This is a genomic window from Thermosynechococcus sp., assembly GCF_025999095.1.
Classification (GTDB): Bacteria; Cyanobacteriota; Cyanobacteriia; order Thermosynechococcales; family Thermosynechococcaceae; genus Thermosynechococcus.
This window is the reverse complement of the sequence record NZ_AP024678.1, coordinates 2,263,180-2,287,576: the sequence shown is the minus strand read 5'-3', so window position 1 is coordinate 2,287,576 and position 24,397 is coordinate 2,263,180. Positions and strand designations below refer to the sequence as shown.

Sequence of the window (24,397 nt, the reverse complement as noted above, 5' to 3'; positions counted from 1 at the left end):
ATCCCAAAAAAAGATCTATTATCCCAAAAAATGATCAAGGGCGGCTTTGAGTTCGGCGAGTTCCTGATCAATGCGCCCCTCTTGAGCCGCGCGGGTAACACACTTATCTAAGTGTTCATCTAAAATTAAGCGTGCCACCCGATCCAATGCTCCCCGCACAGCGGCAATTTGAATCAGCACCTCGGGGCAAGGACGACTATCCTGCACCATCGTTTTGATGCCGCGCACATGTCCCTCAATCCGCGAAAGCCGATTGACAATTGCCCGCAGGGATTCTTCACTGTGATGATGGGGATGGGAATGCACAGAAGGGGAAAAATGGGAATGGGATTCAGTGCTCACGGCAAACCGTCCTAAACAAAACGATCAGCAGATACCTCAAGAAGCCGACCAACTAGGGCATGGTTGCCCCCTGGTGATCAGGTAAATTCACGCAGCGTTGGCAATTCATAGCCGCCAGGGGTTGGCCCTGAGCAGGGGTGCGATCTTGCGGGATTTCTAACGCAGCCGCAAAACGTGGCCGTTGCAGCATCTGCTGTAAGCTCATCACCAAGTCAAATTGTTGCTGGAGTTTAGCTGTGGGGGCACCCGCCACCAAGAATTTCTCTACCTGTTCTTGAGCTGCGTTCAATGCCACCTGTGGCACTTTTTGCCTATACCGGTCGTCGATCGCCTGCATTTGTTGGGCTTGCTGGGCTCTCAGGTTGAAGCGCGCCATCCATTTGGGCAAGGGAGTAGCAGCCGCCCCTAAACCGATTAAAGAGATAACGATTGTGGCACCTCCCCAGCGCAACGGCTGGCATAAAGACATTGATGATTCCTCGCGCGGAACAGCAACCAATGGCTGCACAGCAATTGTAGCAAACTTGCTAGCTGCGCTTGGTTTTGGGCATGAATATTACGGCTCATTTCTCAGTTCTGCAGTGGACCTCTGCCTTGGGCTTTACTCCCGTAACTGTTGCTCCTGGGGAAGTCGTGATAGTATCGGGACACATCCCGTGCAAGACTCAGTGGACGAAGTAACGTGACAGAACCAATTTTTTGGTTGGCGGTGTCACTGGTATTGGTGGCCGTATGCTTGGCAGCCGTTCTGGTTGCTGCGATTCCGGCATTTATGGAGTTGGCACGGGCTGCTCGCAGTGCTGAAAAGCTCTTTGATACCTTGGGGCGTGAACTTCCCCCTACCCTAGAAGCGATTCGCTTGACCGGTCTAGAGATTAGCGATCTCACCGATGACATTAGCCAAGGGGTAGAAAGTGCTGGGAACGTGGTCAAGCAGGTGGATCAAGGGATTGCAGCGGCAAAACGCCAAGTCCAAGAGGTGAAAGTGACCACCCGTAGTGTCTTTGCTGGGGTAAAAGCTGCATGGCAAACGTGGAATCGTCCCAGTCGCAAACCTGCGCGGCTGTCCCCAAGTCAACTGTCACCGCCGCCAGAGCGATCGCCCCAAGAACGCCGTGAGCAGGCCAAGGAAAGCTGAATCATCCCTTGGCGTAGCGTAGCCACTGGTTCAGCCCCTAGCTTTAATTGATACTCCGTGGCTAAGAGAATCTGTAAACAGGCCTGAAGGGCAGGCAGAGCAACAGCGTTCACTTCTTTTTGCAAGAAATAGACCCGTTTCGGATTTCCCACCTCTGCTAGCTTGGCAAGCCGTTGATTGTCCCGCTCATGGCTGAGCAACTTGACCCACAACCAGGTGCGAAATTGTTTTGTCAGGGTAGCCAAAAGGCGCAACGGGGGTTCATTTTGTAGCAGCAAGTCCTCCAGTTGAGTCAGGGCAGCAGCTGTATCTCCCCGCAGCAGGGTACTGGCCAGGGTGAGGCTGCTTTGTTGGGTGGCATGAACAAGGGTTGTGATGTCTTCAGTGGTAAGGGGGCGATCGCCCGCAAACAAAGCCAATTTCTCTAGTTCGTTGTGCAGTTGGCGGCTGTCATTACCCACGGCCTCTGCCAGCAGTTGTACCCCTTCCGGGGGCAGGTGCAGCTGATAGCGTTGAGCTGCCTTACGGATCTGCTGTTCAATCTCAGCGGTTTTCCAAGCGGCAATTGGACTAAATTCCTGAATGGTGCCATACTGTTGCAGTAGCTTGATGGCTTTACTACGGCTGTCGGGTTTTTGGGGACTGGTGAGGAGCAAATGACAGTTGGCGGGAATTTGCGGCAAGGTCAGTGCCAAATCGCCAAGTAGCTCCGCACTACAGCGTTGACCCAGGGTCGTATTCACCAGCCACACCAAGCGATCGCCCGCCCCAAATGGCGGTGTCATCACCTGTGCTAGGGCTGTTTGGACCGCTTCGGCTTCTTCCCCGGCAAATTTCTCGAAGTTAAAACTCTCCCACAGGGGATCAACCACTGCTTGACGTAGGGCCTTAACTGCTTGCTCTAGCCGAAATTGATCCTCACCCCAATAGAAATAAACGGGCATGGCACGGAACAATTCCCCTATCCACTAGGATAGAGACATTGTGGCGGAGAGTGAAGGACATGTTGCGCTCTGGTTCCCAATGGTCATCCTGCCTCTTGGCATTGAGTACACTGGGAGTGGGGTTGGCAATAGCTCCCCTCTGCTGGCAGCCGGCAGAGTCCCAAGAAGCACCTTCCCAAGCCTTGACCATTTTGGCCGATGTGCAACAGGCAAATGCAGTCACGGGGGTGATTACGGCCCGGGGTAATGTGCAGCTACGCTATCCGGCCCGCCAAATTCAGGCCACAGCGGCACAGGCGCAATACTTCAGTCGCGAAGGTCGCATTGTCCTCAGTGGGAATGTGTACGTCTGGCAACAGGGGAACAGCCTCCGCGCCGATACTATCACTTATCTAATTAGGGAAGCAAAATTTGTGGCCCTACCGGCGCCCAGCCGCCAAGTTGAATCTATCCTGATGATCCCCGATGACCCTAACCAACAAATTCTTACACCTGTGCAGCCCCAATGAGCGGTTTACGCTGCCTACAAGCCTGCGTTTAGAGGGCGTCTGTAAGCGATATGGCAGTCGTTGGGTGGTGAATCATGTCAGCCTTTCGGTGGCACGGGGAGAGGTGGTGGGTCTGCTGGGGCCCAATGGTGCAGGGAAAACGACAACCTTTTACATGGCCACGGGGATTGAACGACCGGATTATGGTCGAGTATGGCTGGATGATGACGATATTACCCATGCTCCCCTACATCAGCGGGCACGGCGGGGCATTGGCTATCTGCCCCAGGAACCAAGTATCTTTCGCCAGTTGACGGTTGCTGAAAATATTCTCTTGGTTTTAGAGGAAACAGGGGTGCCTCGGCGGCAGTGGCGCGATCGCTTGGATCAACTGCTGAGTGAATTTCGGCTGACCCATATTGCCCACACCCTCGGTCGGCGAGTCTCAGGAGGAGAACGGCGGCGCACTGAACTAGCCCGTGCCTTGGCCGCAGGTCCCCAAGGACCCAGTTTTTTACTGCTCGATGAACCCTTTGCGGGCGTGGATCCCATTGCCGTGCATGAGCTCCAGGACATGATTGCGAAGCTGCGCGATCGCCAAATGGGCATTCTCATTACCGATCACAATGTGCGGGAAACACTGGAAATTATTGACCGCGCCTACATTTTACGGGAAGGGCAGATTTTAGCTGCCGGGAATAGCTGGGAATTGGCACAGGATGCCAAAGTGCGGCAATACTACCTTGGTGAGGATTTTCGTTTCTAGGCATGATTAGAGCACCGCGGCGGATCTGGCTGCCGACCCTTCCCAAGCTGGATCAGTATCTTCTCTCGCTACTACTGCCGGGGTTTATTTTTGGCCTCAGCGTCTTTACCACCTTGGCGTTGACCGTCGGCACGATTTTTGATCTGGTGCGGCAAATCGCCGATGCTCAACTGCCCCTGACGATCTTGCTGCAATTGATTGGTTATCAACTGCCTGCCGTCTTGGTCTTGGTCTTTCCCATGGCTGTGCTGCTGGCGGTGGTGGGGGCAATGAGTCGGCTCGCGGAGGAGGGGGAGTGGATTGCCCTGCGCAGTGTGGGCATTTGTCTGGGCCGTGTCCTCATACCTGTGGTGGTTTTTGCTCTATGTGTGAGTGGGTTGACCCTCGCGCTGAATGAAACAGCGGTACCGATCGCCAAGTATGAATCGCAAAAACTCATGCGCGAGTTACTGCAGCAGGAGCGCACCCTTGGCTCAGGCACCGATATTTTCTACCCTGAGTACGATCGCCACGGGAATGTGCGGCGACTGTATTATGGGCATCGCTTTGATGGCAGCCGCATTCAGGGGATCACAGTTTTGGATTTTTCGGAACCGCAGATGACTCAGGTCATTAGTGCTAAATCCGCTGAGTGGAATGTACGGGAGAGTCGCTGGTTACTCTCTCAGGGCATAGCCTATCTGATTAGCCACAGGGGGGTCAGCCGCAATCTTTTACAATTTGACCAACAGGAGATCCGCTTGCCTCGGCCTGCCCAATCCCAACCACTGCGGCCCACAGATGTGAATGAACTCTCGATCACCCAAGCACGCCGTGCCCTGCAGCGTCTCGATCCCGATCAAGAGCCAGAACTGGTGCGTGCCCTCAAGGTTCATTTGGCTCAGTCCTATGCTCAGCCTTTTTTGGCCGTGGTCTTTGCCCTTTTAGGGGTGGGGTTTGGCCTCAGTCCCTCCCAGCGGCGGGGGCGGCAGGGATTTGGCATTAGTGTGGCGGTGGTGTTTGGTCAGTACGTGCTTACCTTTTTTCTCGGTGCACTGGGGACTATTGGCACCCTCTCGCCCCTGGCGGCGGCGTGGTTGCCCCACAGTATTGGCTTGGTGGTGGCGATCGCCCTCCTGTGGCGCGCGGATCGCAGCTAGAGAGTTATGATGAAAGAAGTGCTGATTGCTAATCCATGCCGCAAACGTTTGATCTTCACGTTGTTGAGACGCGACCCTTGTTGACGCCTGCTACCCTGCTGGCGGATTTACCGCTGACTGAATCCCAAGCTACCCTTGTGGCCACAACTCGCGATCGCATTCGTGACATTTTCAAGGGGCGCGATCGCCGCCTGCTGGTCATTGTGGGGCCCTGTTCGATTCATGATGTCAAGGCAGCGCTGGAATATGGGGAAAAGTTGGCTCGGGTGCGCGATCGCCTGCAGGATAGTCTGGAAATTGTTATGCGGGTTTACTTTGAAAAACCACGGACCTCTGTAGGTTGGAAAGGCCTCATCAACGATCCGCACCTCGATGGCAGCTATGATATCAACACGGGGCTACGCCTCGCCCGTAAGCTACTGCTGGATTTGGCCAACTTGGGGATACCCGCCGCTACAGAATTACTCGATCCGATCATTCCCCAGTATATTGCCGACGTTGTCAGTTGGACAGCTATTGGTGCTCGCACCACCGAAAGCCAAACTCACCGTCAAATGGCCTCCGGTCTCTCGATGCCCGTAGGCTTCAAAAATGGCACTGATGGCCACTTAGATTCTGCGATTAATGCCATGATCGCAGCCCAGCAGTCACACCATTTTTTGGGAATTAATGCCGAAGGCCGGGCCAGTATTGTTGCCACCACTGGGAATCCCGATACTCACCTTGTATTGCGCGGCGGCAAAGACGGCCCCAACTATTCTGCGGCTCACATCGAGATGGCTGCGGCACTCTTAGAGCGCAAGGGACTCACACCTCGGCTAATGGTGGATTGTAGCCATGCCAACGCTGCTAAAGACGCCCAACGCCAAGTGCTAGTGTGTGAGAATCTTGCCCAGCAGGTGCAGCAAGGCTCCCGTTATTTAGCGGGTGTGATGATCGAGAGCCATCTCAAGGCGGGTAATCAACCAATTCCTAAAGATCTCTCACAGTTAGTCTATGGCCAAAGCATTACCGATCCCTGCGTGGACTTTGGGACAACAGTAACGATGCTCGAACAATTGGCTAGTGCCGTAGGATCGCAACTGGTCGCCAGATAACCGGATCGCCTCCCAAGGAAAGAGAAGTTAGTTATTTGTCTGTTGGGGAGGTAGCTTCAATGAAAAGAATTCTTCCTCATCTTTGAGGATCTGAAAGACCTTGTCCATGCTCGTGAGTTCAAAGAGCATCATCATTTGTTTAGGAATATTACATAGGTAAAGCTGTCCCCCACCTGCACGGACAGTTTTCAGGGCAACAACAAGAGCACCCAAGCCAGAACTGTCAATAAAGGTAACATTACCACAATCCAGCAATAGCGCTTTAGTCCCCCCTTGAACCAGCTCACTAATGGTTTGACGAAATTCCTGAGCTTGCGGACCACCAAAGACCCCAGACAGCTTGATCACTTCGATAGTGTTGGCCATAACAGGACGACGCAAAGGAGTTCCCCGCTAGTATACAGCCTTTTTTCCCAGAGATTCGTAAAGGAGTAAACACATAACCGCCCTTTACTGAGCGCCAGAAATGGCAAGCTCTGTGAAATTTTGTGGAGCGAGCGTAACAAGCCGTAGTAGTCATAGTAGGCTTAACTCTAGCCGTTGAGAAATTTTTAGGACGATAACTCATGGTGCAACGTGGTTCTAAAGTCAAGATTCTCCGCCCTGAATCCTACTGGTACAACGAAGTGGGCACCGTCGCCTCTGTGGATCAAACCCCCGGCGTCAAATATCCTGTGATTGTGCGCTTCGACAAAGTCAATTACACGGGCTACAGCGGCAGTGCCAGCGGTGTGAACACGAATAACTTTGCGCTCCACGAAGTGCAAGAAGTGGCTCCTCCCAAAAAAGGTAAATAGTTTCTGGGATTGTGCCAGAATTACCAGAAGTTGAAACGGTACGTCGTGGGCTAGCAGTCGTCACCCTTGAACAACCCATTGTTGGGGTTGACATACTTCTAGCCCGTTCTATTGCGCTTCCCAAACAGCCGCAGGCGTTTATCGATCACTTGCGCGATCGCGCCATTCAACAGTGGCAACGACGGGGCAAGTACCTTTTGGCGACCCTAGATGACGGCAGCTGCCTCGTGATTCATCTGCGCATGAGTGGCCAGTTGTTGTGGCTGACCACTCCCCAGCCCCCCTGTCCCCATACGCGGGTGCGCTGGTTTTTCCAAAGGGGGGCAGAACTCCGCTTTGTGGATCAACGAACTTTTGGTCGCTGTTGGTGGATTCCGGCACACTGCCGCCCAGAGAAAGCGATTCCCGCGCTGGCCACATTGGCACCGGAGCCCCTGAGTGAGGCTTTTACAGTGGCATTCTTGGCGGCGCGGCTGGCTCACTGTCGTCGCCCCATTAAAACGGCGCTCTTGGATCAAACTATTGTTGCGGGCATGGGGAATATCTATGCCGATGAGAGTCTTTTCTTGAGTGGTCTGCACCCCGCCCTACCCACCGATACCCTGGCGATTGAGCAGATCGTTCGCCTCCACCAGGTCATTCGTCAAGTGCTGAGGGCAGGAATCGCAGCGGGTGGCACGACAATTCGTAGCTTTGTCACTCCGCTGGGGGTGAATGGTCGCTATGGGGCCCAAGCATGGGTTTATGGTCGTAAAGGGGAAGCCTGCCGTGTCTGTGGCACAACCATTGAACGGCTGCGCTTGGCAGGGCGATCCAGTCACTATTGTCCCCAGTGTCAGCCACTGTTTTCGGCAATGGGCAAGTAAAGGGTGAGAATTTCGCCCGCTTGGCGATCGCGCCGTTGAATCACCTTAGCGCCAACTGCTTCAATCAGGAGTTTTGCCGCCTGAAAGTTCAGACTCACTTGTCCGGTTGCCGGATGCCAGAGGAGGAGGTGCCCCAAGGCAGCAAGATCACTGCGGTGTTTATACTGGGGCGATCGTAATTCTAGCTTCACGTGCTGTCCTGCCCGCTGCACTACCAATTGCAGTTCACTCTCCGAGGCAAGGGTTTGGCTATAGTATTCCACTAACCCGGTCAAGACTTGATCTAGGGAGGCTGGATCACTGAGGACAACGGGTAAATTGGGGGGATAATCTAGCACTAATTTGACCTGCCGCCGCGCCGCCTGTTTTTGCCAGCGAGCCAAGTTGGTTGTCAAGAGTTCCGCCAAGGGGGTCTGCCCAAAAGCAAGGCGGGGTTTGGGGTTAGGACTGGTGAAGATTTCAGCAGCATCACTCAGGAGATTAAAGCGGCTGATTTGATCCTGAATCTCTTGACCAATCTTTTGCAGATACTGGTATGTGCGCTGAGGGAGATTCTCTTGCCGTTGTAGCAATTGGATAAGGGTACGAATGGTGGTGAGGGGGGTACGCACCTCGTGGGAGAGGGCTTGGAGCAGCCGAATCTCAGGGGCCATGGGGATAGAAGTTACAGGCAGGGACGTGGTTTCCGGTTGACTATAGTCCAGTAGCCATTGACCAAATTGACTCACCAAGCGATAGCTCGGGGGTACCATCTCCACACTGGCAAACCACTCATCAATGGCGTGGAGATCGGTTGAGGGAAGTTGCTGCCGCAACTGCTGCCAAAAAGCATGAATTTCCTCAGGGGCAAAGGAAAAGTGCAGTCCTTGCTCCCCTTGATAAACCAGCAAAAGATTCACCTCTGGACTTAGAAGCAAGCAAAAGGGACTCATTCCCCCCTGCACTAGGGGCAAAAGGGTCATCGCGGGGAGAGCAGAATTGGCCCCTGATGGCGGCAAGTACGGAAGCGATCGCCCCTGGGGAATGAGGACATAGGTTTTTAAGGGACAGTCTTGAAGAATAAGGCTGGGGAAAGAAACTAAAAAGCCCTCAATGGGATGCATCACTGCCAATAATTTTTCTAAGGCAGCAACCCCCGCTTGCCACTGCCAAAAGCGATCGCTGGCACGGGTATCATAACGAGCAATGGTGGAATGCGAGCGCCCCATAGCAGCCGATGCAACGTCCCCAACTGCCTTGACCATAGCCCCAATGTTTCCGATTCGCCTAGGGTTAAAACCGAACTGAGGTGGGGATGATGCCGTACAGATCGTAAATATCAGCAGCAGTAATTTCTACGGGGACAATCGTGCCTAGGGTAGCGGCTCCCTTGACATAGACAACCCCATCCACATCCGGGGCAAATCGGGGCGATCGCCCAATGAATTCCCCCGTTTGCGGGTTTTCCTGCTCAATGAGTACCGGCACAGTTTTACCCACTTCAGCGGCATTTTTGCGCTGGGCAATGGGTTGTTGCAGTTGCATGAGGCGATCGCGCCGCGCCAGTTTGATCTCCTCGGGAATCTGATCCGGCAGCTCATAGGCAGCAGTCCCTTCCTCGGCGGAGTAGGTAAACACCCCCACATGGTCAAATTCATGCCGCTGCACAAACTGGCAGAGATGCGCAAACTGGCTCTCGGTTTCACCGGGAAAACCCACAATAAAGGTCGTCCGCATCACTACTTCCGGTAATTCCTGCCGCAGCCGTTCAATCAGGCGATCGTTAACCCCTGCTTGCCAAGGCCGATTCATTGCCCGTAGGACTTCGGGATGGGAATGTTGCAATGGCAAATCCAAATAGGGCAAGATGTTGGGGGTTTCCCGCATTGCTGCAATCACCTCAGGGGTTAGCCCAGTGGGATAAGCATAATGCAAGCGAATCCACGGCACATCCACTTCGCCGAGGGCGCGAATCAGAGTCGCCAGTTGCGGTTGGCCATAACGATCCAGGCCGTAATTTGTCGTAATCTGGGAAACAATGATGATTTCTTGGACCCCCTCAGCCGCTAACTGGTGAGCTTCGCTAACAATGGACTCAATGGAGCGCGATCGCTGGTTGCCCCGCAGCTGGGGAATGATACAAAAGGCACAACGATAGTCACAGCCCTCAGCAATCCGCAGATAGGCCACAGGGGCCGGCGTCGTGCGGTAGCGGGGAACGGTTTCATCGGCAATGTAGGTGGGCACCGCACTAATTTGCTGTACCCGCTCACCCATTTCTACCCGCTCAATCACCTCCACAATGTGCTGGTAGTCGCCACTGCCGACAACGGCCACCGCCTCGGGAAGCTCCGCCAATAGTTCCCCCTGAAAATGCTGGGCTAAGCAGCCTGTGATTACAATTTTTTTATTGGCCTCCGCCAGCTCCACGAGGGTGCGCACCGACTCTTCGCGGGCGGCTTGAATAAAGCTACAGGTGTTGACAATGACGTAGTCGGCTTCGGTTTCATCGGTACCCACCCCATAGCCCGCTGCGGCCAGCAGACCAATCATGTGCTCCGTATCCACGCGGTTCTTATCACAGCCAAGGTGGGCAAAGGCAATTTTCGGTTTTGTTGGGTTTGGCATCTAAATAGGTCGTCAGCACCATCTAACAGTAGGGGGTAATGTCTTCACCACACTCATCCGCTAAATAGGTGAGCGCGCGGAAGCGCAACCCCACTAGTTGATCATAAAGGGGATTGAGTTTACAGAGGGGGGGAATATGGACAATCTTGCGACCAAAGAGGGTAATGTCGCGCTCAAAGGGGCATTGGGCGGGAATCAGGCGGCAGAGAAAGCGAGCGACCTTGGCATCTTTGATCTCTAAACCATCCAGCCAATGGCGCACCGGATCCAGGAGGCGCAGGGTTTGTTCATTGCTCCCGTGCTGACCATCAAGGGTATGTTTTAGGGACTCTAGGGCATCAATTTCTAGTCCTAAGGCGCGGCAGAAGCGTTGCAGTTCGGCATCCTCTGATTGGGAGTAAATGCCATTGGCAAGCGCCACCATTACGGCGGTACGCACAAAATTTTCGGCAAGGGCGCGATCGCCCCCAAAGGCTGCCACCAGTTCTGCATCGGTGACGGGGGCAAAGTGATCAGTGTCAATTTCCGGAGCGATTTCCTCTTGAATTAGGCTTGCAATCAGTTGCTTCTCTTCTGGATCAAAATGACCATCGGCGCAGGCAATGCTCAAAAGCCCCTTGATCCAAAGGGCCGTTTGTTCCGGTGTGAGTTCAAGGGTAGATGCTGCGGTGGTTGCCATAGAAGTTACCCTAAGAGTGCTGCTCACTACGACTGTACTCTAGGTCTTGGCTGTTCGTGCCACCCTCAGCCCCAGAGAAAATCCTTGCTACAATTGACGAAGTTTTGTTAAGCACTGTGTTACGGCCTTGACTGTTTCGCTGTTGCCCTCCACCTGCTCAACCCCTTGGTATGCCCTTGAGCCCCTTTGGCAGGGGGATGCAGCGGCGATCGCCCAAGGCTTGCCCCATGATCTTTTAGCGCCGGCGTGGCAAATCCTGATTCTTGGGGATGGTTCGCCGACTCGTCATCTGCAACTGCTGACCGGCGAAACCACGGAAGTGGATGTGATTGATATGTCGCCGATTGGGCATGCGGGCGATCGCGCCCCGGCGCAACTGCAACTGATTCCCGGCCCACGGCTACGGCGGCAAGTGTGGCTGCGAACAGCGTCGGGTCAACGCTTGGCCTATGCCACCTCCTGGTGGGAAGCCGCCCACGTGGATGAGTATTTGCAAAACCGTGCCATGCCGATTTGGACAAACCTCGCCCAGCGCAAGGTGGAGCTTTATCGGGACATTCAGGCGGTGTATCTGGGCCACTCTGAAACGTTGGCGGCAGCCTTTGGGGAGCCAGGGCCTTTCTGGGGACGCCATTACCTCTTTTGGCACGAGCGCCGTCCCATTACCCTCATCTATGAAGTCTTTTCTCCCTACCTCTGCCGTTACCTTGGCCCGATGGGAAGTACAGCCTCTTGGGCAAATTCAGACCCAACATTAGCCTAAGGCAGGTGTTTCCGTAACGTTTTGTAAATATAATATGAAACAATATGAAAAGATTGTTGTCCCCCTAAGGGACTGGGTTCATCTTCGTCAGTTAGGGTAGCGTCATTCATGCGAGTTGCAATTGCCGGTGGTGGCTTAGCGGGCTTAGCCTGTGCCAAGTATCTAGTGGATGCAGGACATACCCCGATTGTGTTTGAGCGTGCCAATGTTCTTGGTGGCTTGGTGGCGGCATGGCAGGATGCCGATGGCGATTGGGTAGAAACAGGCTTGCACGCCTTCTTTGGCGCCTACCCCAATATGCTGCAACTCCTAGAGGAATTGGGGATTAGCGATCGCCTGCAATGGAAACGCCATGCCCTGATTTTTAACCAACCGGAAAAGCCAGGGGTGCTCTCGTGGTTTGATGTCCCGGATATTCCTTCCCCTTTTAATGTGCTGCTCTCCATTTTGCGCAACAACGATATGCTGACGTGGGAGCAGAAGTTCCGCTTTGCCTTGGGGCTGTGGCCAGCGATTGTGCGCGGCCAAAAATACGTCGAGGCAATGGATCAGTACACCCTTCTAGAGTGGCTACGGCGCCAAGGGATCGATGAGCGGGTAAACTCCGACATTTTTATTGCAGCTTCCAAGGCCCTCACCTTCCTGAACCCCGATGAAGTTTCAGCCACGATTCCCCTGACGGCGATGAACCGCTTCCTGCGGGAGCGCTATGGCTCAAAAATTGCTTTCTTGGATGGGGCCCCCCCGGAGCGGTTGTGTCAGCCCATTGTGGATTACGTGACAGCACGGGGCGGCGAAGTCCATACCAATGTTGCTCTGCGGGAAATTGTTCTCAAGGAGGACCTTTCGGTGCAGAGTTTTGTGATGGCCGATCGCCAGGGACAACAGCGCTTTGAAGTGACTGCCGATGCCTATGTGTCGGCAATGTCGGTGGATGCGATTAAACTCTTGCTGCCGAAGCCGTGGCAAGACCTGCCCTTTTTCCAGAAGCTGAATGGCCTTGAGGGCGTCCCTGTGATTAACGTCCAAATCTGGTTTGATCGCAAATTGCCTACGGTGGATCACCTGCTCTTCTCGCGATCGCCCCTGCTGAGTGTTTATGCCGATATGAGCGAAACCTGCAAGGGCTATGCTGATCCCGACAAGTCAATGCTAGAGCTGGTATTGGCGCCTGCCGCGGAGTGGATTGGTCGCAGTGATGAGGACATTATTGAGGCGACTCTTGCGGAACTGGCCAAGCTCTTCCCCAATCACCTACCGGAACCTGCTAAAGTGCTGAAAACAGCGGTGGTAAAAACCCCCCGCTCAGTCTATAAAGCCACCCCCGGTCGCCAAGCCTTTCGCCCGGATCAGGCCACGCCCATTCCTAACTTCTTCCTATCGGGGAGCTATACCCTGCAGCCCTACCTAGGGAGTATGGAAGGTGCCGTACTTTCTGGTAAGCTGACAGCGCAGGCGATCGCGAAGCGGCTCGCAGAGAGCAACGCCCCCCAGCCCCCCCAACCCTCTACTCAGACTGTCGCCAATGCTGCAACTGCCTAGAGCCGAGTACGTCCCTCCCCTGATTTCCCTCGACGAAGCCTATGAGTTGTGTCGTCAGGTCACTGCCACCTACGCCAAGACGTTTTACCTCGGCACACTGTTGATGCCCCTGGCCAAGCGCCGCGCCATTTGGGCGATTTACGTTTGGTGTCGGCGCACCGATGAACTGGTGGATGGCCCGCAGGCAGCAACAACAACAATCGCTACCCTCGATGAGTGGGAAGCCCGCCTTGAAGACATTTTTGCCGGTCGCCCCCACGATGGTATGGACTTGGCCTTGGCGGCAACGCTGGAACACTATCCCCTCGACATCCAACCCTTTCGGGACATGATTGCTGGGCAGCGGATGGACTTGCACCGCAATCGCTATGAAACCTTTGCCGAGTTGGAACTCTATTGCTATCGCGTGGCTGGTACCGTTGGCTTAATGTCCCTTGGGGTGATGGGGGGAGACCCCTATAGCGATCGCCTCTGTGCCCCTTGGGTGGATCCCTATCAGGCCAAAGGTACCCTCAACGATCAGGCCATTGCCCTTGGCATTGCCAATCAACTCACGAATATCCTGCGGGATGTCGGCGAAGATATGCGGCGGGGGCGTATCTATCTGCCCCTAGAGGACTTGGCTGCCTTTGGCTACACCGAAGAAGACCTACAGCGCGGCGTCATTGACGATCGCTGGCGGGCACTAATGCGCTTTCAAATTCAGCGGGCACGGCAATTTTATCGAGAAGCAGAAGTGGGGATTGCCTACCTTGAGCGGGATGCCCGTTGGCCTGTGTGGTCAGCGCTGATGCTCTATCGCCAGATTCTTGATGTCATTGAAGCTAACGATTACGATGTCTTTAATCGGCGCGCCTTTGTTTCTGACTGGCGCAAACTGCTTTTTATTCCCATTTCTTGGTTCAAGGCCAGCTTCTAGGCACTATGGCAGATTTGTACGTGGATTGGGAAGAGTATCATCGTACGATTGAACAGCTGGCGATCGCCATCTATGAGTCAGGATGGCAGTTCAATCAAATCCTCTGCTTGGCTAGGGGTGGCCTGCGGGTGGGGGACATTCTCAGCCGCCTATTTAAGCAACCCCTGGCAATTCTGGCGGTATCCGCCTATGGCGGTGTCAATAATCAAGAGCGGGGTCGCATTACCTTTGCGCGGGACTTAACGATGACCACCGCTACCCTGGGCAGCCATGTCCTTTTGGTGGATGATTTGGTGGACTCTGGTCTTTCATTGCAAAAAACCCTGCGCTGGCTGGAGGTTAAATATGGTTTTGCCGTGGAGGAAGTGCGCACCGCTGTCCTCTGGTACAAAGCAGCCTCTTGCCTTCGTCCAGACTACTACGTTCATTACCTGCCCGAAAATCCTTGGATCCATCAACCCTTTGAACGCTACGAACAACTGACAGCCGCCGATCTTGCTCAAGCGCTAACCCCCTGTCCATGACCCCTACCCTCACTCCACCTCTGCAATGGCAGCGTCGCCACGTCCTCTCCCTCCAAGACTTTACACTGGCAGAGCTAGATATTGTTTTGCAAACAGCACTGAGCTTTCAGGACGTCCTGAATCGTCGCACCAAAAAAGTTCCCACCCTCCAAGCGCGGGTTGTGGCCAATCTCTTCTTTGAAAGCTCGACGCGCACTCGCAATAGCTTTGAGCTGGCGGCCAAACGTCTTTCTGCGGATATTCTCAACTTTTCTCCCGGCACCTCAGCCCTCAACAAAGGGGAAACCATCCTGGATACCGCTAAGACCCTGTGGGCGATGGGGGCAGAGTTCATGGTGATTCGCCATCAGCAGTCGGGGGTACCCCATACGATTGCTGCGGAAATGGATCGCCTTGGCGGCCAAGTGGCGGTTCTCAATGCCGGCGATGGCCTGCACGAGCATCCCTCCCAAGCGCTCCTTGATCTGTTTACCCTCTGCCAACTCTACGATCCGCGTCAGCCCCGCTGCGCCCTGTTGCAGGGGAAGAAAATTGCCATTGTTGGCGATATTCGTCATTCCCGCGTGGCGCGATCGAACCTCTATAGCCTCAAGACCGCTGGGGCCGATGTTCACTTGGCAGGGCCGCCCACCCTTTTGCCGCCAGAATTTGCAGACTATGGGGCAACCCTCCACTGGACACTGGAACCCGCCCTAACCGATGCCGATATTGTCATGACCCTGCGCCTGCAACGGGAACGCATGGATCAGCACTTAATTCCCAGTTTGCGGGAATACCATCAGCACTTTGGCATTACCCATGAGCGGCTGCGCCTGTGCCGACCCGATGTGCGAGTGTTGCATCCGGGACCTGTGAATCGCGGTGTGGAATTGAGTTCGGCCTTGCTGGATGATCCCCAGTTCAGCTTAGTGAATCAGCAGGTAAGCAGTGGGGTGGCAGTGCGGATGGCATTACTGTATTTGATGGGAACGTACCACGGAGTCAAGCCATGATTAGAGTAACGTTTCTGCCGGATCAGGTGTCTGTGGAAGCGGCAGCGGGTGAAGGTTGGCTGAGCGTGGCAGCGCGCGCGGGGGTAGAGATTCCCACGGGTTGTCGCATGGGCAGTTGCGGTGCCTGTACCCTTGAACTGGAGGACGGCGAGGAAATTCGCGCCTGTATCGCCACGATTGCGGGCGATCGCGCCGCTGCAGCTTTAGACGACTGCCCCCACATTACAGCTTATGTTTTTCGGGATCCCACCTGGTGAGGCAAGCTTGGGCAGGGGTCAAGACCAAATGAAAATTAGAATTTATTCTATGCAGTGAATAGAAAATTCCAATGGGGTTTTCTGGCGTGTTGCACTTGGGTGAGATGTGTCAAAATGTTTGCTGTGTCAATTTAAGAGCGGCCTACCCTTGCACACTCCGACGGCGATCGCCCTGGGCAACTTTGACGGTGTCCATCGAGGGCATCAAGAGGTTATCCGTACTCTCCTTGAGGCAGCCCCTCCCGACTGTTACCCTTCAGTGATTACGTTTTCGCCCCATCCCCAAGCATTTTTTACGGGAGAAGAGCGACTGCTGCTGACCCCAGAGGCCGAAAAACGTGCCCTTTTGAACCAGTATGGCATTGAGCAGGTGATTGTCCTGCCCTTTACCCAGGCCCTGGCCCAACTCTCCCCTTTAGAGTTTGTTGAGCAGATCTTGGTACAGCAGTTGCAGGCCAAGGTCTTGAGTGTTGGTTTTAATTTTGGCTTTGGGCGGGGGCGATCGGGGAAAGCGGAAGATTTGCGCACCCTCTGTGCTGCCTTTGGCATTGCGGTGCATATTGTGCCCCCCTGTTGTTGGGGGAGCGATCGCGTGAGTAGTTCAGCCGTACGAGCCGCCCTTGCCGCGGGAGATGTGGCTTTGGCACGGGAGCTGTTGGGACGCGCCTATACCTTAACAGGCACCGTAACTCAAGGGGAACAGTTGGGCCGTCAGTTGGGATTTCCTACGGCCAATGTAGCCCTCCCGCCCGAAAAATTATTGCCGCGCTACGGTGTCTATGCCTGCCGTGTCAGCGGGGCAGCTCTCCCCAGGGAGCAGGTGGGGGTAGTGAATATCGGTGTGCGACCCACAGTGAGGGGGCAGGAGGTCAGGACGGAAGTGCACCTATTGCACTGGCAGGGAAATCTCTACAACCAAGAGATCACGCTCCACCTGGAGGCATTTATTCGTCCTGAGCTCAGATTTTCCAGTTTGGCTGCCCTACAGGCGCAAATTGCTGCCGATTGCCAAGTAGCGGCTGATCTCTTAGAACGAGTAGTCTCCTATGCGTGAACCCCTACAGCGACTGGTGAATAACCTTGGACAGGTAATGGTGGGCAAAGAAGCAGCCATTGAACTGCTGTTGGTGGGATTGCTGGCGGGGGGGCACGTCTTGCTGGAGGATGTGCCAGGGGTGGGCAAAACCCTCTTAGCCAAAGCCCTGGCGCGATCGCTGGCGGGCACCTTTCAGCGCATCCAAGCCACCCCCGATCTCCTGCCCACCGATCTATCGGGCACCAATATCTGGAATCCCAAAACAGCGGAGTTTGAGTTTCGCCCAGGTCCTGTGTTCTGCAATATCCTGCTGGTGGATGAAATTAACCGTGCTACGCCGCGGACCCAATCAGCACTTCTAGAGGTGATGGAAGAGTACCAAGTCACCATTGATGGTGTCACCTACCCCCTGCCTCAGCCTTTTTTCGTCATTGCCACCCAAAACCCGGTGGAGTACCAAGGCACATTTCCACTGCCGGAGGCGCAGTTGGATCGTTTTGCCCTCTGTTTTCGTTTGGGCTACCCCACCGAGGCAGAGGAGCTCCAAATGCTGCAACGGGTGCAGGGGGGCCTAGAGGTCAATCAACTGGAAGCGTGCCTGAGCTTGGCGGAGATTCAACAGTTGCGGCAGCAGGTGTTACAGGTGCGGGTAGATTCTGTCTTGCAAAAGTATATTTTGGCCCTTGTGCGGGCAAGCCGCGACAGCGATTGCATTACCTTGGGGGTCAGTCCTCGCGGTACCGTGATGCTTCAGCGCACAGCGCAGGCCTTGGCTTTCCTAAATGGTCGTGACTACGTCCTCCCCGATGATGTGAAGCAATTGGCTCCCCATGTCTTGGCCCATCGTTTGATGACAGCGGCAGGGCGCTCAGGGCGTGCCTGTGTGGCAGAATTGTTGGAAACGGTAGCGGTTCCCTAGGGAGAGTTGGTGCGACTGTTCTCTATGAACATCTCTGCGATCGCCAACCTGTCATTGTAGTGTTTAAGTCTTTTTAACATTGCGATTGCCCTCGCAACCGTCGAAGGATTTAAGCATTTATGACAACCATACTCATGACACAGGCCCGCCAACGGCAGGGAGAAATTTGGCACACCATCCTCAGCAGTCAAAGCATTACTGTCATTTGGGAAAACCTTGATGCTGATATCCTTACGTTGCTAGAGGAGATGGAAGCGGCTGGCTTAGCATTGCCCCAATTGCTCCTGTTGGATATGGGGATGACCGTCACCAATCCCTACCGCTTTTGTCAGGTGGCACAGTCTCGTTTTCCGGGGATGCCTGTGGTCATTACGGCGGGTCAGGATTCCCAAATTAGTGCAGTAGAACGGCGCTGGGCCTTGCGTATGGGGGCTGTGGATCTCTTGCCCGGCATCGAACAGTCGAGTCTCATTGCTACAGCTGTTTCCCATCTGACTCGCGTGTTAGAGATCCTCGATGCCCTACCCATTCAGCAGGATGCCCTAATGCAAAGCCTCAGTCGCTTAACAGCACCGACACCAGCCCCAACCCCATCAGTACTCCCGCCGCTGCCTCTGGCTGCCCCACCCAATACCCAATATCGTGGCATTAGCACCGTTGCCGACACAGCTCCGGCACCAAAGAGTGAAGATAACAGCCAGCCTCGCCGGCGCTATCGCGGCTCAAGTTATTAAACTCCCCAGGCTGGATTCGAACCAGCGACCAATCGGTTAACAGCCGACCGCTCTACCGCTGAGCTACTGAGGAATATCGCCGATTTTTTAATGTAGCGTAGTTCACCGCTGTTGGCAAGTCTCAACCCGACTGAAGTTTTGGCCAGCGCTGCCGCAGTGCCGTGATCACTCGATCAAGGGCAACGGCATGGGAGGCCTTAAAGAGGAGGCGATCGCCCGCTTGCAACTCCCGCAATAGATACTCCACCAATTCTTCATGGGAACCAAATTGTTGAGTGGGAATCCGCCCTGCTCCCTGCGCAAGGGCTGCCCCTTCCTCACCTTGATCGAGGATTAAGAGGCCATCGAGGTCCAATTGGGCAACAGTTGCCCCCACCTGCTCATGGAAGGAGAGAGAAAAGGCGCCTAATTCCCGCATCGGGCCAAGAACCGCCAGATGTCGCTGACCAGGCAGCGATCGCAACAGGTGCAAGGCCGCCACCATAGATTCCAAACCGGCATTGTAGGTTTCATCTAGGAGCAGAATATCTGGTTCAAGGCGATAGCGACCACCGCGCCCACTGGGCAAGTCTAGGGTCAACTGTAAAGGCAGGCGATCGCTCGCTAGGTCCAAGGCTTGCAGCACCCCAAGGGCAGCCAGAAAGTTCAGGGCATGGTGTGCCCCTGCCAGGGGAACGGTGTAGCTGCGTCCGCCCACATGGAGGGTTTGGGGCGGTTGGTAGATTCCCCGTAGGGCGCCCCCCGCCAGGCCATAGGTGAGGGTGCGCCCCGACCAAACCTGCACCGCTGTCGGCAAAAGTAGGGGACTATCGGCATTGAGCACCGCTGTTCCCCCTGGGGGCATTTCAGCAAGAAGTTCGCATTTGGCTTGGGCAATGGCTTCCCGCGAACCAAGGCGGCCAATATGGGCAGTCCCAACGTTGGTAATCACCGCCACATCCGGTTGGGCAATCTGGCTCAACAGGGCAATTTCCCCGCGAGCACGCATCCCCATTTCAATCACGGCAAATTGGTGGTGGGGTTCCAGTTGTAAAAGGGTTTTGGGGACGCCAATCTCGTTGTTGAAGTTGGCTTCGGTTTTGAGGACGCTGCCATAGTGACTGAGGACAGCGGCAATCATTTCCTTGGTGGTGGTTTTGCCCACGGAGCCCGTGACGGCAATGACTTTGGCTGGGCATTGCTGCCGCCACCACTGCCCCAAGCGTTGATAGGCCCCTAGAGTATCGCTCACCCGCAGTTGGGGAAGCGGGGAGGAGACAGGGGCCTCGACCAGGAGGGCGATCGCGCCAGCGGCCGCTGCCTGATCGACAAATTGATGGCCATCAAAGGTTTCCCCCCGCAGGGCGACAAACAGGTTGCCGGCGGCGACTTGGCGAGAATCGGTGCAAATTCCTGTGATGGGCAGATCTGGAGGCGTCGTGTCTAACCCCAAAGCTTGGGCGATCGCCCCTAGGGTGGTCCTCACGATGTTGCTCCGCCCAGGTGGCTGCACTTCAGATAGGGTTGCAGCACCTCCGGTACCCGCACCGTCCCATCGGGTTGTTGGTAGTTTTCGAGAATGGCCGCCATGGTTCGTCCAACAGCTAGGCCAGAGCCATTGAGGGTGTGGACAAACTGGGTTCCCTTTTGCTTAGCCCCTTTGAAGCGAATCTTGGCTCGCCGCGCCTGAAAATCACCAAAGTTGGAGCAACTGGAAATTTCGCGGTAGCAACCCGCAGCGGGGAGCCACACCTCCAGGTCGTAGCACTTCATAGCACCAAACCCCAAATCCCCAGTACACAGCTCAATCACGCGATAGGGCAGCTTCAGGGCTTGGAGAATGAACTCGGCATCCGCCACCAGGGCTTCATGTTCAGCAGCAGAGGTTTCCGGGTGAACAAACTTCACTAATTCCACCTTGTTAAATTGGTGTAGGCGAATCAGGCCCCGTGTATCCTTGCCGTAGCTGCCCGCTTCGCGGCGAAAACAGGGGGTATAGGCACAGTGGTAAATGGGGAGTTGATCGGCGGCTAAAATTTCATCGCGGTAGAGATTTGTCACGGGTACTTCCGCTGTCGGAATGAGCCAGAGATCGTCATCGGCACAGCGAAAACTCTCCTCAGCAAACTTCGGTAACTGCCCCGTTCCCGTCAGCGAGGCACTATTGACCAGTAAAGGCGGCAAGACCTCCACATAGCCGCGTTCGCGGTGGCTATCGAGCATGAATTGGATCAAGGCCCGCTCCAGGGCAGCCCCCATGCCCAATAGGGTAACAAAACGACTTTGAGCCACTTTGACCGATCGCTCCACATCCCAGAGTCCCAATTGCGTCCCAATGTCCCAGTGGGGCTGGCAAGGGTAGGTGGGTTTGTACTCCTCCCCCCACCGCCGCACCTCAACGTTGTCGGTTTCATCACGGCCAATGGGGGTAGTCTCACTGGGGGGGTTGGGAATCGTCAGCAGCAGGCGCTCCAATTCTTCTTTGAGTTCCCGCTCCTGGGGCTCCAGATCACTGAGTTGCTGCTTGAGATCGTTGGCCTCGGCTTTGAGGGCTTGAATTTCGGGGTCAGTGGGGGCAACGCCAGATTTGATCTTTTTGCCGACGAGGGCACCAATTTCATTACTGCGGGCTTGGAGGCGCGATCGCTGTTGCTCAAGCTGTCGCTGCTGGGCATCCAATTCTAAAATGCGGTCGAGGTCAAAGTCACCGCCGCGCCGCCGCAGGCGATCGCCAAAGGCTTGGGGATTTTCTCGCAGTTGTTTGAGATCAATCACAGGTGGACGAAAACCAGCGCAAACCGCATTGATCCTATCACCAAGGAGGGAGAATGACGCGGGGGAGCCGCCTTGCTGTTGTCAACTATTGACACGGCTAGATTCCTCTATCCACCGTCGAGATTTTGGTGTTGATAGGGTCAACAAGGGGTCGCCGTCCTCTAAAATGAGGGATGTATTAAGCGGTGTTAGCAATATGAGTGTCATTAGTCAGGTTCTTCTTAAAGCGGACGATGAATTGCGCTACCCCACCACGGGCGAACTCCAGACGATTAGTGACTTTTTCCAAACGGGTGAGCAACGCCTCCGCATTGCCACGACTCTGGCCGAAAATGAGAAACGCATTGTAGAGCAAGCCAGCAAGCAACTGTGGCAGAAGCGGCCTGACTTTATCTCACCGGGGGGCAACGCCTACGGCCAGAAACAGCGTGCCCTGTGTCTGCGGGACTATGGCTGGTATATGCGCCTGATTACCTATGGCATCCTCGCTGGTGACAAAGATCCCATTGAGCGCACGGGTATTATTGGGGTACGGGAAATGTATAACTCCCTGGGTGTGCCGATGACAGGGATGGCAGAAGCCATGCGTTGCCTCAAGGACGCCTCCTTGGCCCTGTTGAGCACTGAAGATGCTGAAGTGGCAGCGCCCTACTTTGACTACATTATTCAAGAAATGTCCTAGGGAGACTGGCGGCAGTCAATTTTTCCTTCAAGGGGAAGGGAACCTATGACATCTCCCCTTGAAATTGTGGTTGTCAGCAATGGTCCCGGTGAACTGGCCACTTGGGTCTATCCCTTTGTAACAACGCTGCGGCAACAGGTCAAACAGGGGTTGCGGGTGTCAGTGGTGATGGTTCCCTGTCCCCATGCCAGTGGTCAGGAAGCAGAGATTGCTCGCCGCTATCCAGGGGTAGATCGCGTCCTGCCAGCCACAGAATTTTGGCACCTCCTACGCACAAAGACCACTCGCAGCAATTGGGATTGGTTTTCCCAAGGGGTTGTGGTCTTCTTGGGGGGAGATCAACTCTTTGCGGTGCTGTTGGCCAAGCGCTTGGGCTATCGCTGTGTGCTCTACTGCGAGTGGCAGCCACGCTGGCAAGGATGGGTAGATGGCATGGGGCTGCGGCGTCCTCTACCCCTGGGCAACACAAAAGCCAAGGTGGCGGTGGTGGGGGACCTGATGACCGATGTCCAGACCCTGGCCCTCGATTCTCTGCCCAATGTGCGCCAACAGTTAGGCCTTGCCCCAGATGCTCCCCTTGTGGGGTTGATGGTAGGATCGAAGCCCAATAAGCTGAAGCTGGGGGTCCCCCTTTCCTTGGCGATCGCCGACCATTTAGCGGCTGCTCATCCCCCGATTCACTGTGTGATTCCAGTGGCACCGACCCTGACGCTCAACACCCTCAGTTGCTATGCCAATCCTCGCTTTAACCCCGAACTCAAGCACGTTGAGGGTACAACTGCCACACTGATCCAGCCAAGGGAAGGCCTACCCTATCTGGAGACACCGCGGGGCACCAAAGTCTATTTGTGGCAACAGTTGCCCAATTATCCCCTGCTGCGGCAAGTGGCGCTGTGTGTTACCACGGTTGGTGCCAATACTGCTGAACTGGCTGCCTTGAATGTCCCCATGATTGTCCTTTTGCCGGCACAACAACTGCAAGTGCGGCGGGCACACCCCTGGGACGGTATAGCGGGGTTACTGGTGGGCTTGCCGGCGATCGGCCGACACTGGAGTGCACTGGTGTTTTGGGCACTGGTGGCCAAGGGATTGGGCTGGCGACGATTTTGGCAGTTGTGGCGATCGCCAGCAATAGATTGGAACCTGGTGAAGCAAGGCCTAGGCCACAGGGCGTGGCCCAATATCTGGGCCGGTAAAGAAATCGTGCCGGAGCTGGTGGGCCCCATTGATCCCCAGACAGTCGCCCAACAAATTATTGCTCTCCTGAATCATCCTCAGGAATTGCATCAGATGCGGCAGGCGCTGCGGCAGCAGGTGGGGTCGGTAGGGGCAGCGGCAAAGCTGGTGCAGTTGACACTTCAGGTGGCGGGTTGGGCTGCCAGCGATCCAGAATGTCCTTGAGGACAATTTCCGTAAACCAAATCTGACCCACAATCACCAGTGGCAAAGCCAGCAGCAAGCCTAAAAAACCAAAGAAAACGGCAAAGACAATTTGGGAGACCAGCGTGACAGCGGGCAATAGAGCCACCTGTTTAGCCATGACAACCGGTACCAGTAAATACTGCTCCAACTGTTGAATAACGATATAGGCAATGAGAACTGCTACCGCCCGCCACGGATCATCAATCACCGCAATGATCATGGGCGGAATTACACTGAGGGTCGGACCAATATTGGGAATCGCTTCTAGGAGTCCTGCTAGAAAGGCATTGGCTAAGACCAACCGCACTCCCAATAGGGCCAGCACGAGGCCACTGAGGAGGCCAATGACTACCATATTCAAACCCGTCCCTACCAGCCAAGCCAAGAGGGCCTGTTCACTTTCCGTGAGAATCGTGTCAATGCGAGAACGGTAAAACGCAGGAAATAGGCGAATAAACCCGCGGCGGTAGGGTTGGGGATCGAGCACCAGCATCACAGTTAAAACCAGTACCAATAGCGTATTCAGCAAAACCGCCAGGGTATTGGAAAATAGAGCAAAAAAGTTGTTAAAGATCTGCTCTAGAAAGGGCCCCAATTGGGTCATCAGCCGATTAATGATCGGCCGATCATCAAAGCCCTCACCGGGCAACAGGTGAGCCATTCCGTTAAGCCATGCTTCTGCCCGTCCCAAGCCCTTGGGAATCAAGACCCCCAGTTGCTGTGCTTCCTGTAAAAAAGGGGGAATGATGATCCAAAAGAGGCCAAAGACCGTGAGAAAAGTCAAGCTCAAACTGAGGGCGATCGCCCGCCCCCGTTGCAGTCCCCAGCGTTGCAGCCGCAGTTGTAAACAATTGAGCGCCGTTGCCAAAACGACAGCCAAAAACACCAAGAGCAATACTTGACGAATCTCCCAGAGGATGTAGAGACACACCCCTAGAACCAGCAAGCCAATCCACTGACCAAACGTCACGGCCTTACGTCCAATCTGCA

Annotated in this window: 27 protein-coding genes and 1 tRNA gene; 17 read left to right on the top strand and 11 right to left on the bottom strand. The window is 54.9% G+C overall.

Features of this window, described 5'->3' with window-relative positions; all coding sequences use genetic code 11:
- Nucleotides 1-18: 18 nt before the first annotated feature.
- Nucleotides 19-342: a metal-sensing transcriptional repressor gene (locus Q0W94_RS11240; protein WP_297759143.1), complete on the bottom strand. Its 324-nt coding sequence runs from the start codon at nucleotides 340-342 to the stop codon at nucleotides 19-21.
- A 52-nt stretch (nucleotides 343-394) separates the two neighbouring features.
- The gene (locus Q0W94_RS11235; protein WP_297759141.1) at nucleotides 395-811 is read right to left on the bottom strand and encodes a hypothetical protein; all 417 of its coding nucleotides are present in this window, start codon (nucleotides 809-811) and stop codon (nucleotides 395-397) included.
- A gap of 213 nt (nucleotides 812-1,024) precedes the next feature.
- Here Q0W94_RS11235 and Q0W94_RS11230 point away from each other — a divergent pair, with 213 nt between their 5' ends.
- On the top strand, nucleotides 1,025-1,480 hold the full coding sequence (locus Q0W94_RS11230) for a hypothetical protein (protein ID WP_297759138.1): 456 nt from the start codon (nucleotides 1,025-1,027) through the stop codon (nucleotides 1,478-1,480).
- Here Q0W94_RS11230 and holA read toward each other — a convergent pair.
- Nucleotides 1,417-2,424, bottom strand: coding sequence for a DNA polymerase III subunit delta (gene holA / locus Q0W94_RS11225; RefSeq protein ID WP_297759135.1), 1,008 nt, complete (start codon nucleotides 2,422-2,424; stop codon nucleotides 1,417-1,419). The genes Q0W94_RS11230 and holA overlap by 64 nt on opposite strands.
- Nucleotides 2,425-2,483: 59 nt before the next feature.
- On the opposite strand from holA, the gene Q0W94_RS11220 reads away from it, so the two are divergent.
- Genes Q0W94_RS11220 through Q0W94_RS11205 form a run of 4 tightly spaced genes read left to right on the top strand, consistent with a single transcriptional unit; the run spans nucleotide 2,484 to nucleotide 5,914 of the window.
- Nucleotides 2,484-2,933: an LptA/OstA family protein gene (locus Q0W94_RS11220; protein WP_297759133.1), complete on the top strand. Its 450-nt coding sequence runs from the start codon at nucleotides 2,484-2,486 to the stop codon at nucleotides 2,931-2,933.
- Entirely contained in the window at nucleotides 2,890-3,678 is a 789-nt protein-coding gene (gene lptB, locus Q0W94_RS11215) for an LPS export ABC transporter ATP-binding protein (protein WP_297759131.1), read from the top strand. The genes Q0W94_RS11220 and lptB overlap by 44 nt, the downstream gene beginning before the upstream one ends.
- A 2-nt stretch (nucleotides 3,679-3,680) precedes the next feature.
- The gene (locus tag Q0W94_RS11210) at nucleotides 3,681-4,817 is read left to right on the top strand and encodes an LptF/LptG family permease (RefSeq protein ID WP_297759128.1); all 1,137 of its coding nucleotides are present in this window, start codon (nucleotides 3,681-3,683) and stop codon (nucleotides 4,815-4,817) included.
- A gap of 35 nt (nucleotides 4,818-4,852) precedes the next feature.
- Nucleotides 4,853-5,914, top strand: coding sequence for a 3-deoxy-7-phosphoheptulonate synthase (locus Q0W94_RS11205; RefSeq protein WP_315863071.1), 1,062 nt, complete (start codon nucleotides 4,853-4,855; stop codon nucleotides 5,912-5,914).
- A gap of 27 nt (nucleotides 5,915-5,941) precedes the next feature.
- Here Q0W94_RS11205 and Q0W94_RS11200 read toward each other — a convergent pair whose 3' ends face one another.
- Nucleotides 5,942-6,280: an STAS domain-containing protein gene (locus Q0W94_RS11200; protein ID WP_315863128.1), complete on the bottom strand. Its 339-nt coding sequence runs from the start codon at nucleotides 6,278-6,280 to the stop codon at nucleotides 5,942-5,944.
- A gap of 200 nt (nucleotides 6,281-6,480) precedes the next feature.
- Here Q0W94_RS11200 and Q0W94_RS11195 point away from each other — a divergent pair, with 200 nt between their 5' ends.
- Together Q0W94_RS11195 and Q0W94_RS11190 are read left to right on the top strand one after the other, a co-directional pair.
- Nucleotides 6,481-6,711 carry a photosystem I reaction center subunit IV gene (locus Q0W94_RS11195; RefSeq protein WP_011057407.1) on the top strand — a complete coding sequence of 77 codons (231 nt, stop codon included), beginning with the start codon at nucleotides 6,481-6,483 and terminating at the stop codon, nucleotides 6,709-6,711.
- Nucleotides 6,712-6,722: 11 nt separating this feature from the next.
- Entirely contained in the window at nucleotides 6,723-7,577 is an 855-nt protein-coding gene (locus tag Q0W94_RS11190; RefSeq protein ID WP_297759120.1) for a DNA-formamidopyrimidine glycosylase, read from the top strand.
- Here the strand turns inward: Q0W94_RS11190 and Q0W94_RS11185 are convergent.
- The 3 genes from Q0W94_RS11185 to Q0W94_RS11175 all read right to left on the bottom strand — a co-directional run bounded on the left by Q0W94_RS11185 (nucleotide 7,547) and on the right by Q0W94_RS11175 (nucleotide 10,863).
- A complete protein-coding gene (locus tag Q0W94_RS11185; RefSeq protein WP_297759117.1) occupies nucleotides 7,547-8,785 on the bottom strand; it encodes a sensor histidine kinase KdpD in 1,239 nt (412 codons plus the stop codon). The two genes, Q0W94_RS11190 and Q0W94_RS11185, sit on opposite strands and share 31 nt — an antisense overlap.
- Before the next feature lie 64 nt (nucleotides 8,786-8,849).
- Nucleotides 8,850-10,184 (bottom strand): 30S ribosomal protein S12 methylthiotransferase RimO, encoded by a 1,335-nt coding sequence (gene rimO / locus Q0W94_RS11180; RefSeq protein ID WP_297759114.1) that lies wholly within the window; start codon nucleotides 10,182-10,184, stop codon nucleotides 8,850-8,852.
- 22 nt (nucleotides 10,185-10,206) lie between these two features.
- On the bottom strand, nucleotides 10,207-10,863 hold the full coding sequence (locus Q0W94_RS11175; protein WP_297759111.1) for a Mo-dependent nitrogenase C-terminal domain-containing protein: 657 nt from the start codon (nucleotides 10,861-10,863) through the stop codon (nucleotides 10,207-10,209).
- Between the two features lie 127 nt (nucleotides 10,864-10,990).
- Between Q0W94_RS11175 and Q0W94_RS11170 the strand changes: the two genes are divergently transcribed.
- The 9 genes from Q0W94_RS11170 (at nucleotide 10,991) to Q0W94_RS11130 (ending at nucleotide 18,549) form a co-directional block, all read left to right on the top strand.
- Nucleotides 10,991-11,626 (top strand): chorismate lyase, encoded by a 636-nt coding sequence (locus tag Q0W94_RS11170; protein ID WP_297759109.1) that lies wholly within the window; start codon nucleotides 10,991-10,993, stop codon nucleotides 11,624-11,626.
- A gap of 108 nt (nucleotides 11,627-11,734) precedes the next feature.
- Nucleotides 11,735-13,168 carry a 15-cis-phytoene desaturase gene (gene pds, locus Q0W94_RS11165; RefSeq protein ID WP_297759106.1) on the top strand — a complete coding sequence of 478 codons (1,434 nt, stop codon included), beginning with the start codon at nucleotides 11,735-11,737 and terminating at the stop codon, nucleotides 13,166-13,168.
- On the top strand, nucleotides 13,152-14,087 hold the full coding sequence (locus tag Q0W94_RS11160) for a phytoene synthase (protein ID WP_297759103.1): 936 nt from the start codon (nucleotides 13,152-13,154) through the stop codon (nucleotides 14,085-14,087). Before pds ends, Q0W94_RS11160 begins: the two co-directional genes overlap by 17 nt.
- A gap of 5 nt (nucleotides 14,088-14,092) precedes the next feature.
- Nucleotides 14,093-14,611 carry a phosphoribosyltransferase gene (locus tag Q0W94_RS11155; RefSeq protein ID WP_297759100.1) on the top strand — a complete coding sequence of 173 codons (519 nt, stop codon included), beginning with the start codon at nucleotides 14,093-14,095 and terminating at the stop codon, nucleotides 14,609-14,611.
- Nucleotides 14,608-15,603, top strand: coding sequence for an aspartate carbamoyltransferase catalytic subunit (locus Q0W94_RS11150; protein WP_297759097.1), 996 nt, complete (start codon nucleotides 14,608-14,610; stop codon nucleotides 15,601-15,603). The genes Q0W94_RS11155 and Q0W94_RS11150 overlap by 4 nt, the downstream gene beginning before the upstream one ends.
- Complete coding sequence (locus Q0W94_RS11145; RefSeq protein ID WP_297759094.1) at nucleotides 15,600-15,860, top strand: 2Fe-2S iron-sulfur cluster-binding protein; 261 nt, start codon at nucleotides 15,600-15,602, stop codon at nucleotides 15,858-15,860. Before Q0W94_RS11150 ends, Q0W94_RS11145 begins: the two co-directional genes overlap by 4 nt.
- A 148-nt stretch (nucleotides 15,861-16,008) precedes the next feature.
- A complete protein-coding gene (locus tag Q0W94_RS11140) occupies nucleotides 16,009-16,914 on the top strand; it encodes a bifunctional riboflavin kinase/FAD synthetase (RefSeq protein WP_297759091.1) in 906 nt (301 codons plus the stop codon).
- Nucleotides 16,907-17,815: a MoxR family ATPase gene (locus tag Q0W94_RS11135; protein ID WP_297759089.1), complete on the top strand. Its 909-nt coding sequence runs from the start codon at nucleotides 16,907-16,909 to the stop codon at nucleotides 17,813-17,815. Before Q0W94_RS11140 ends, Q0W94_RS11135 begins: the two co-directional genes overlap by 8 nt.
- A gap of 119 nt (nucleotides 17,816-17,934) precedes the next feature.
- Nucleotides 17,935-18,549, top strand: coding sequence for a hypothetical protein (locus Q0W94_RS11130; protein WP_297759086.1), 615 nt, complete (start codon nucleotides 17,935-17,937; stop codon nucleotides 18,547-18,549).
- Between the two features lies 1 nt (nucleotide 18,550).
- Here Q0W94_RS11130 and Q0W94_RS11125 read toward each other — a convergent pair.
- The 3 genes from Q0W94_RS11125 to serS form a co-directional block, all read right to left on the bottom strand.
- Nucleotides 18,551-18,622, bottom strand: a tRNA-Asn gene (locus tag Q0W94_RS11125).
- Nucleotides 18,623-18,670: 48 nt separating this feature from the next.
- Nucleotides 18,671-20,014 carry a UDP-N-acetylmuramoyl-tripeptide--D-alanyl-D-alanine ligase gene (murF, locus tag Q0W94_RS11120; RefSeq protein ID WP_297759084.1) on the bottom strand — a complete coding sequence of 448 codons (1,344 nt, stop codon included), beginning with the start codon at nucleotides 20,012-20,014 and terminating at the stop codon, nucleotides 18,671-18,673.
- Entirely contained in the window at nucleotides 20,011-21,303 is a 1,293-nt protein-coding gene (gene serS, locus Q0W94_RS11115) for a serine--tRNA ligase (RefSeq protein ID WP_297759081.1), read from the bottom strand. The genes murF and serS overlap by 4 nt, the downstream gene beginning before the upstream one ends.
- A 196-nt stretch (nucleotides 21,304-21,499) precedes the next feature.
- On the opposite strand from serS, the gene apcD reads away from it, so the two are divergent.
- Nucleotides 21,500-21,985, top strand: coding sequence for an allophycocyanin subunit alpha-B (gene apcD, locus Q0W94_RS11110; protein WP_164920894.1), 486 nt, complete (start codon nucleotides 21,500-21,502; stop codon nucleotides 21,983-21,985).
- Nucleotides 21,986-23,237: 1,252 nt separating this feature from the next.
- Here the strand turns inward: apcD and Q0W94_RS11100 are convergent.
- Complete coding sequence (locus Q0W94_RS11100) at nucleotides 23,238-24,377, bottom strand: AI-2E family transporter (protein ID WP_399372420.1); 1,140 nt, start codon at nucleotides 24,375-24,377, stop codon at nucleotides 23,238-23,240.
- Nucleotides 24,378-24,397: the final 20 nt, after the last annotated feature.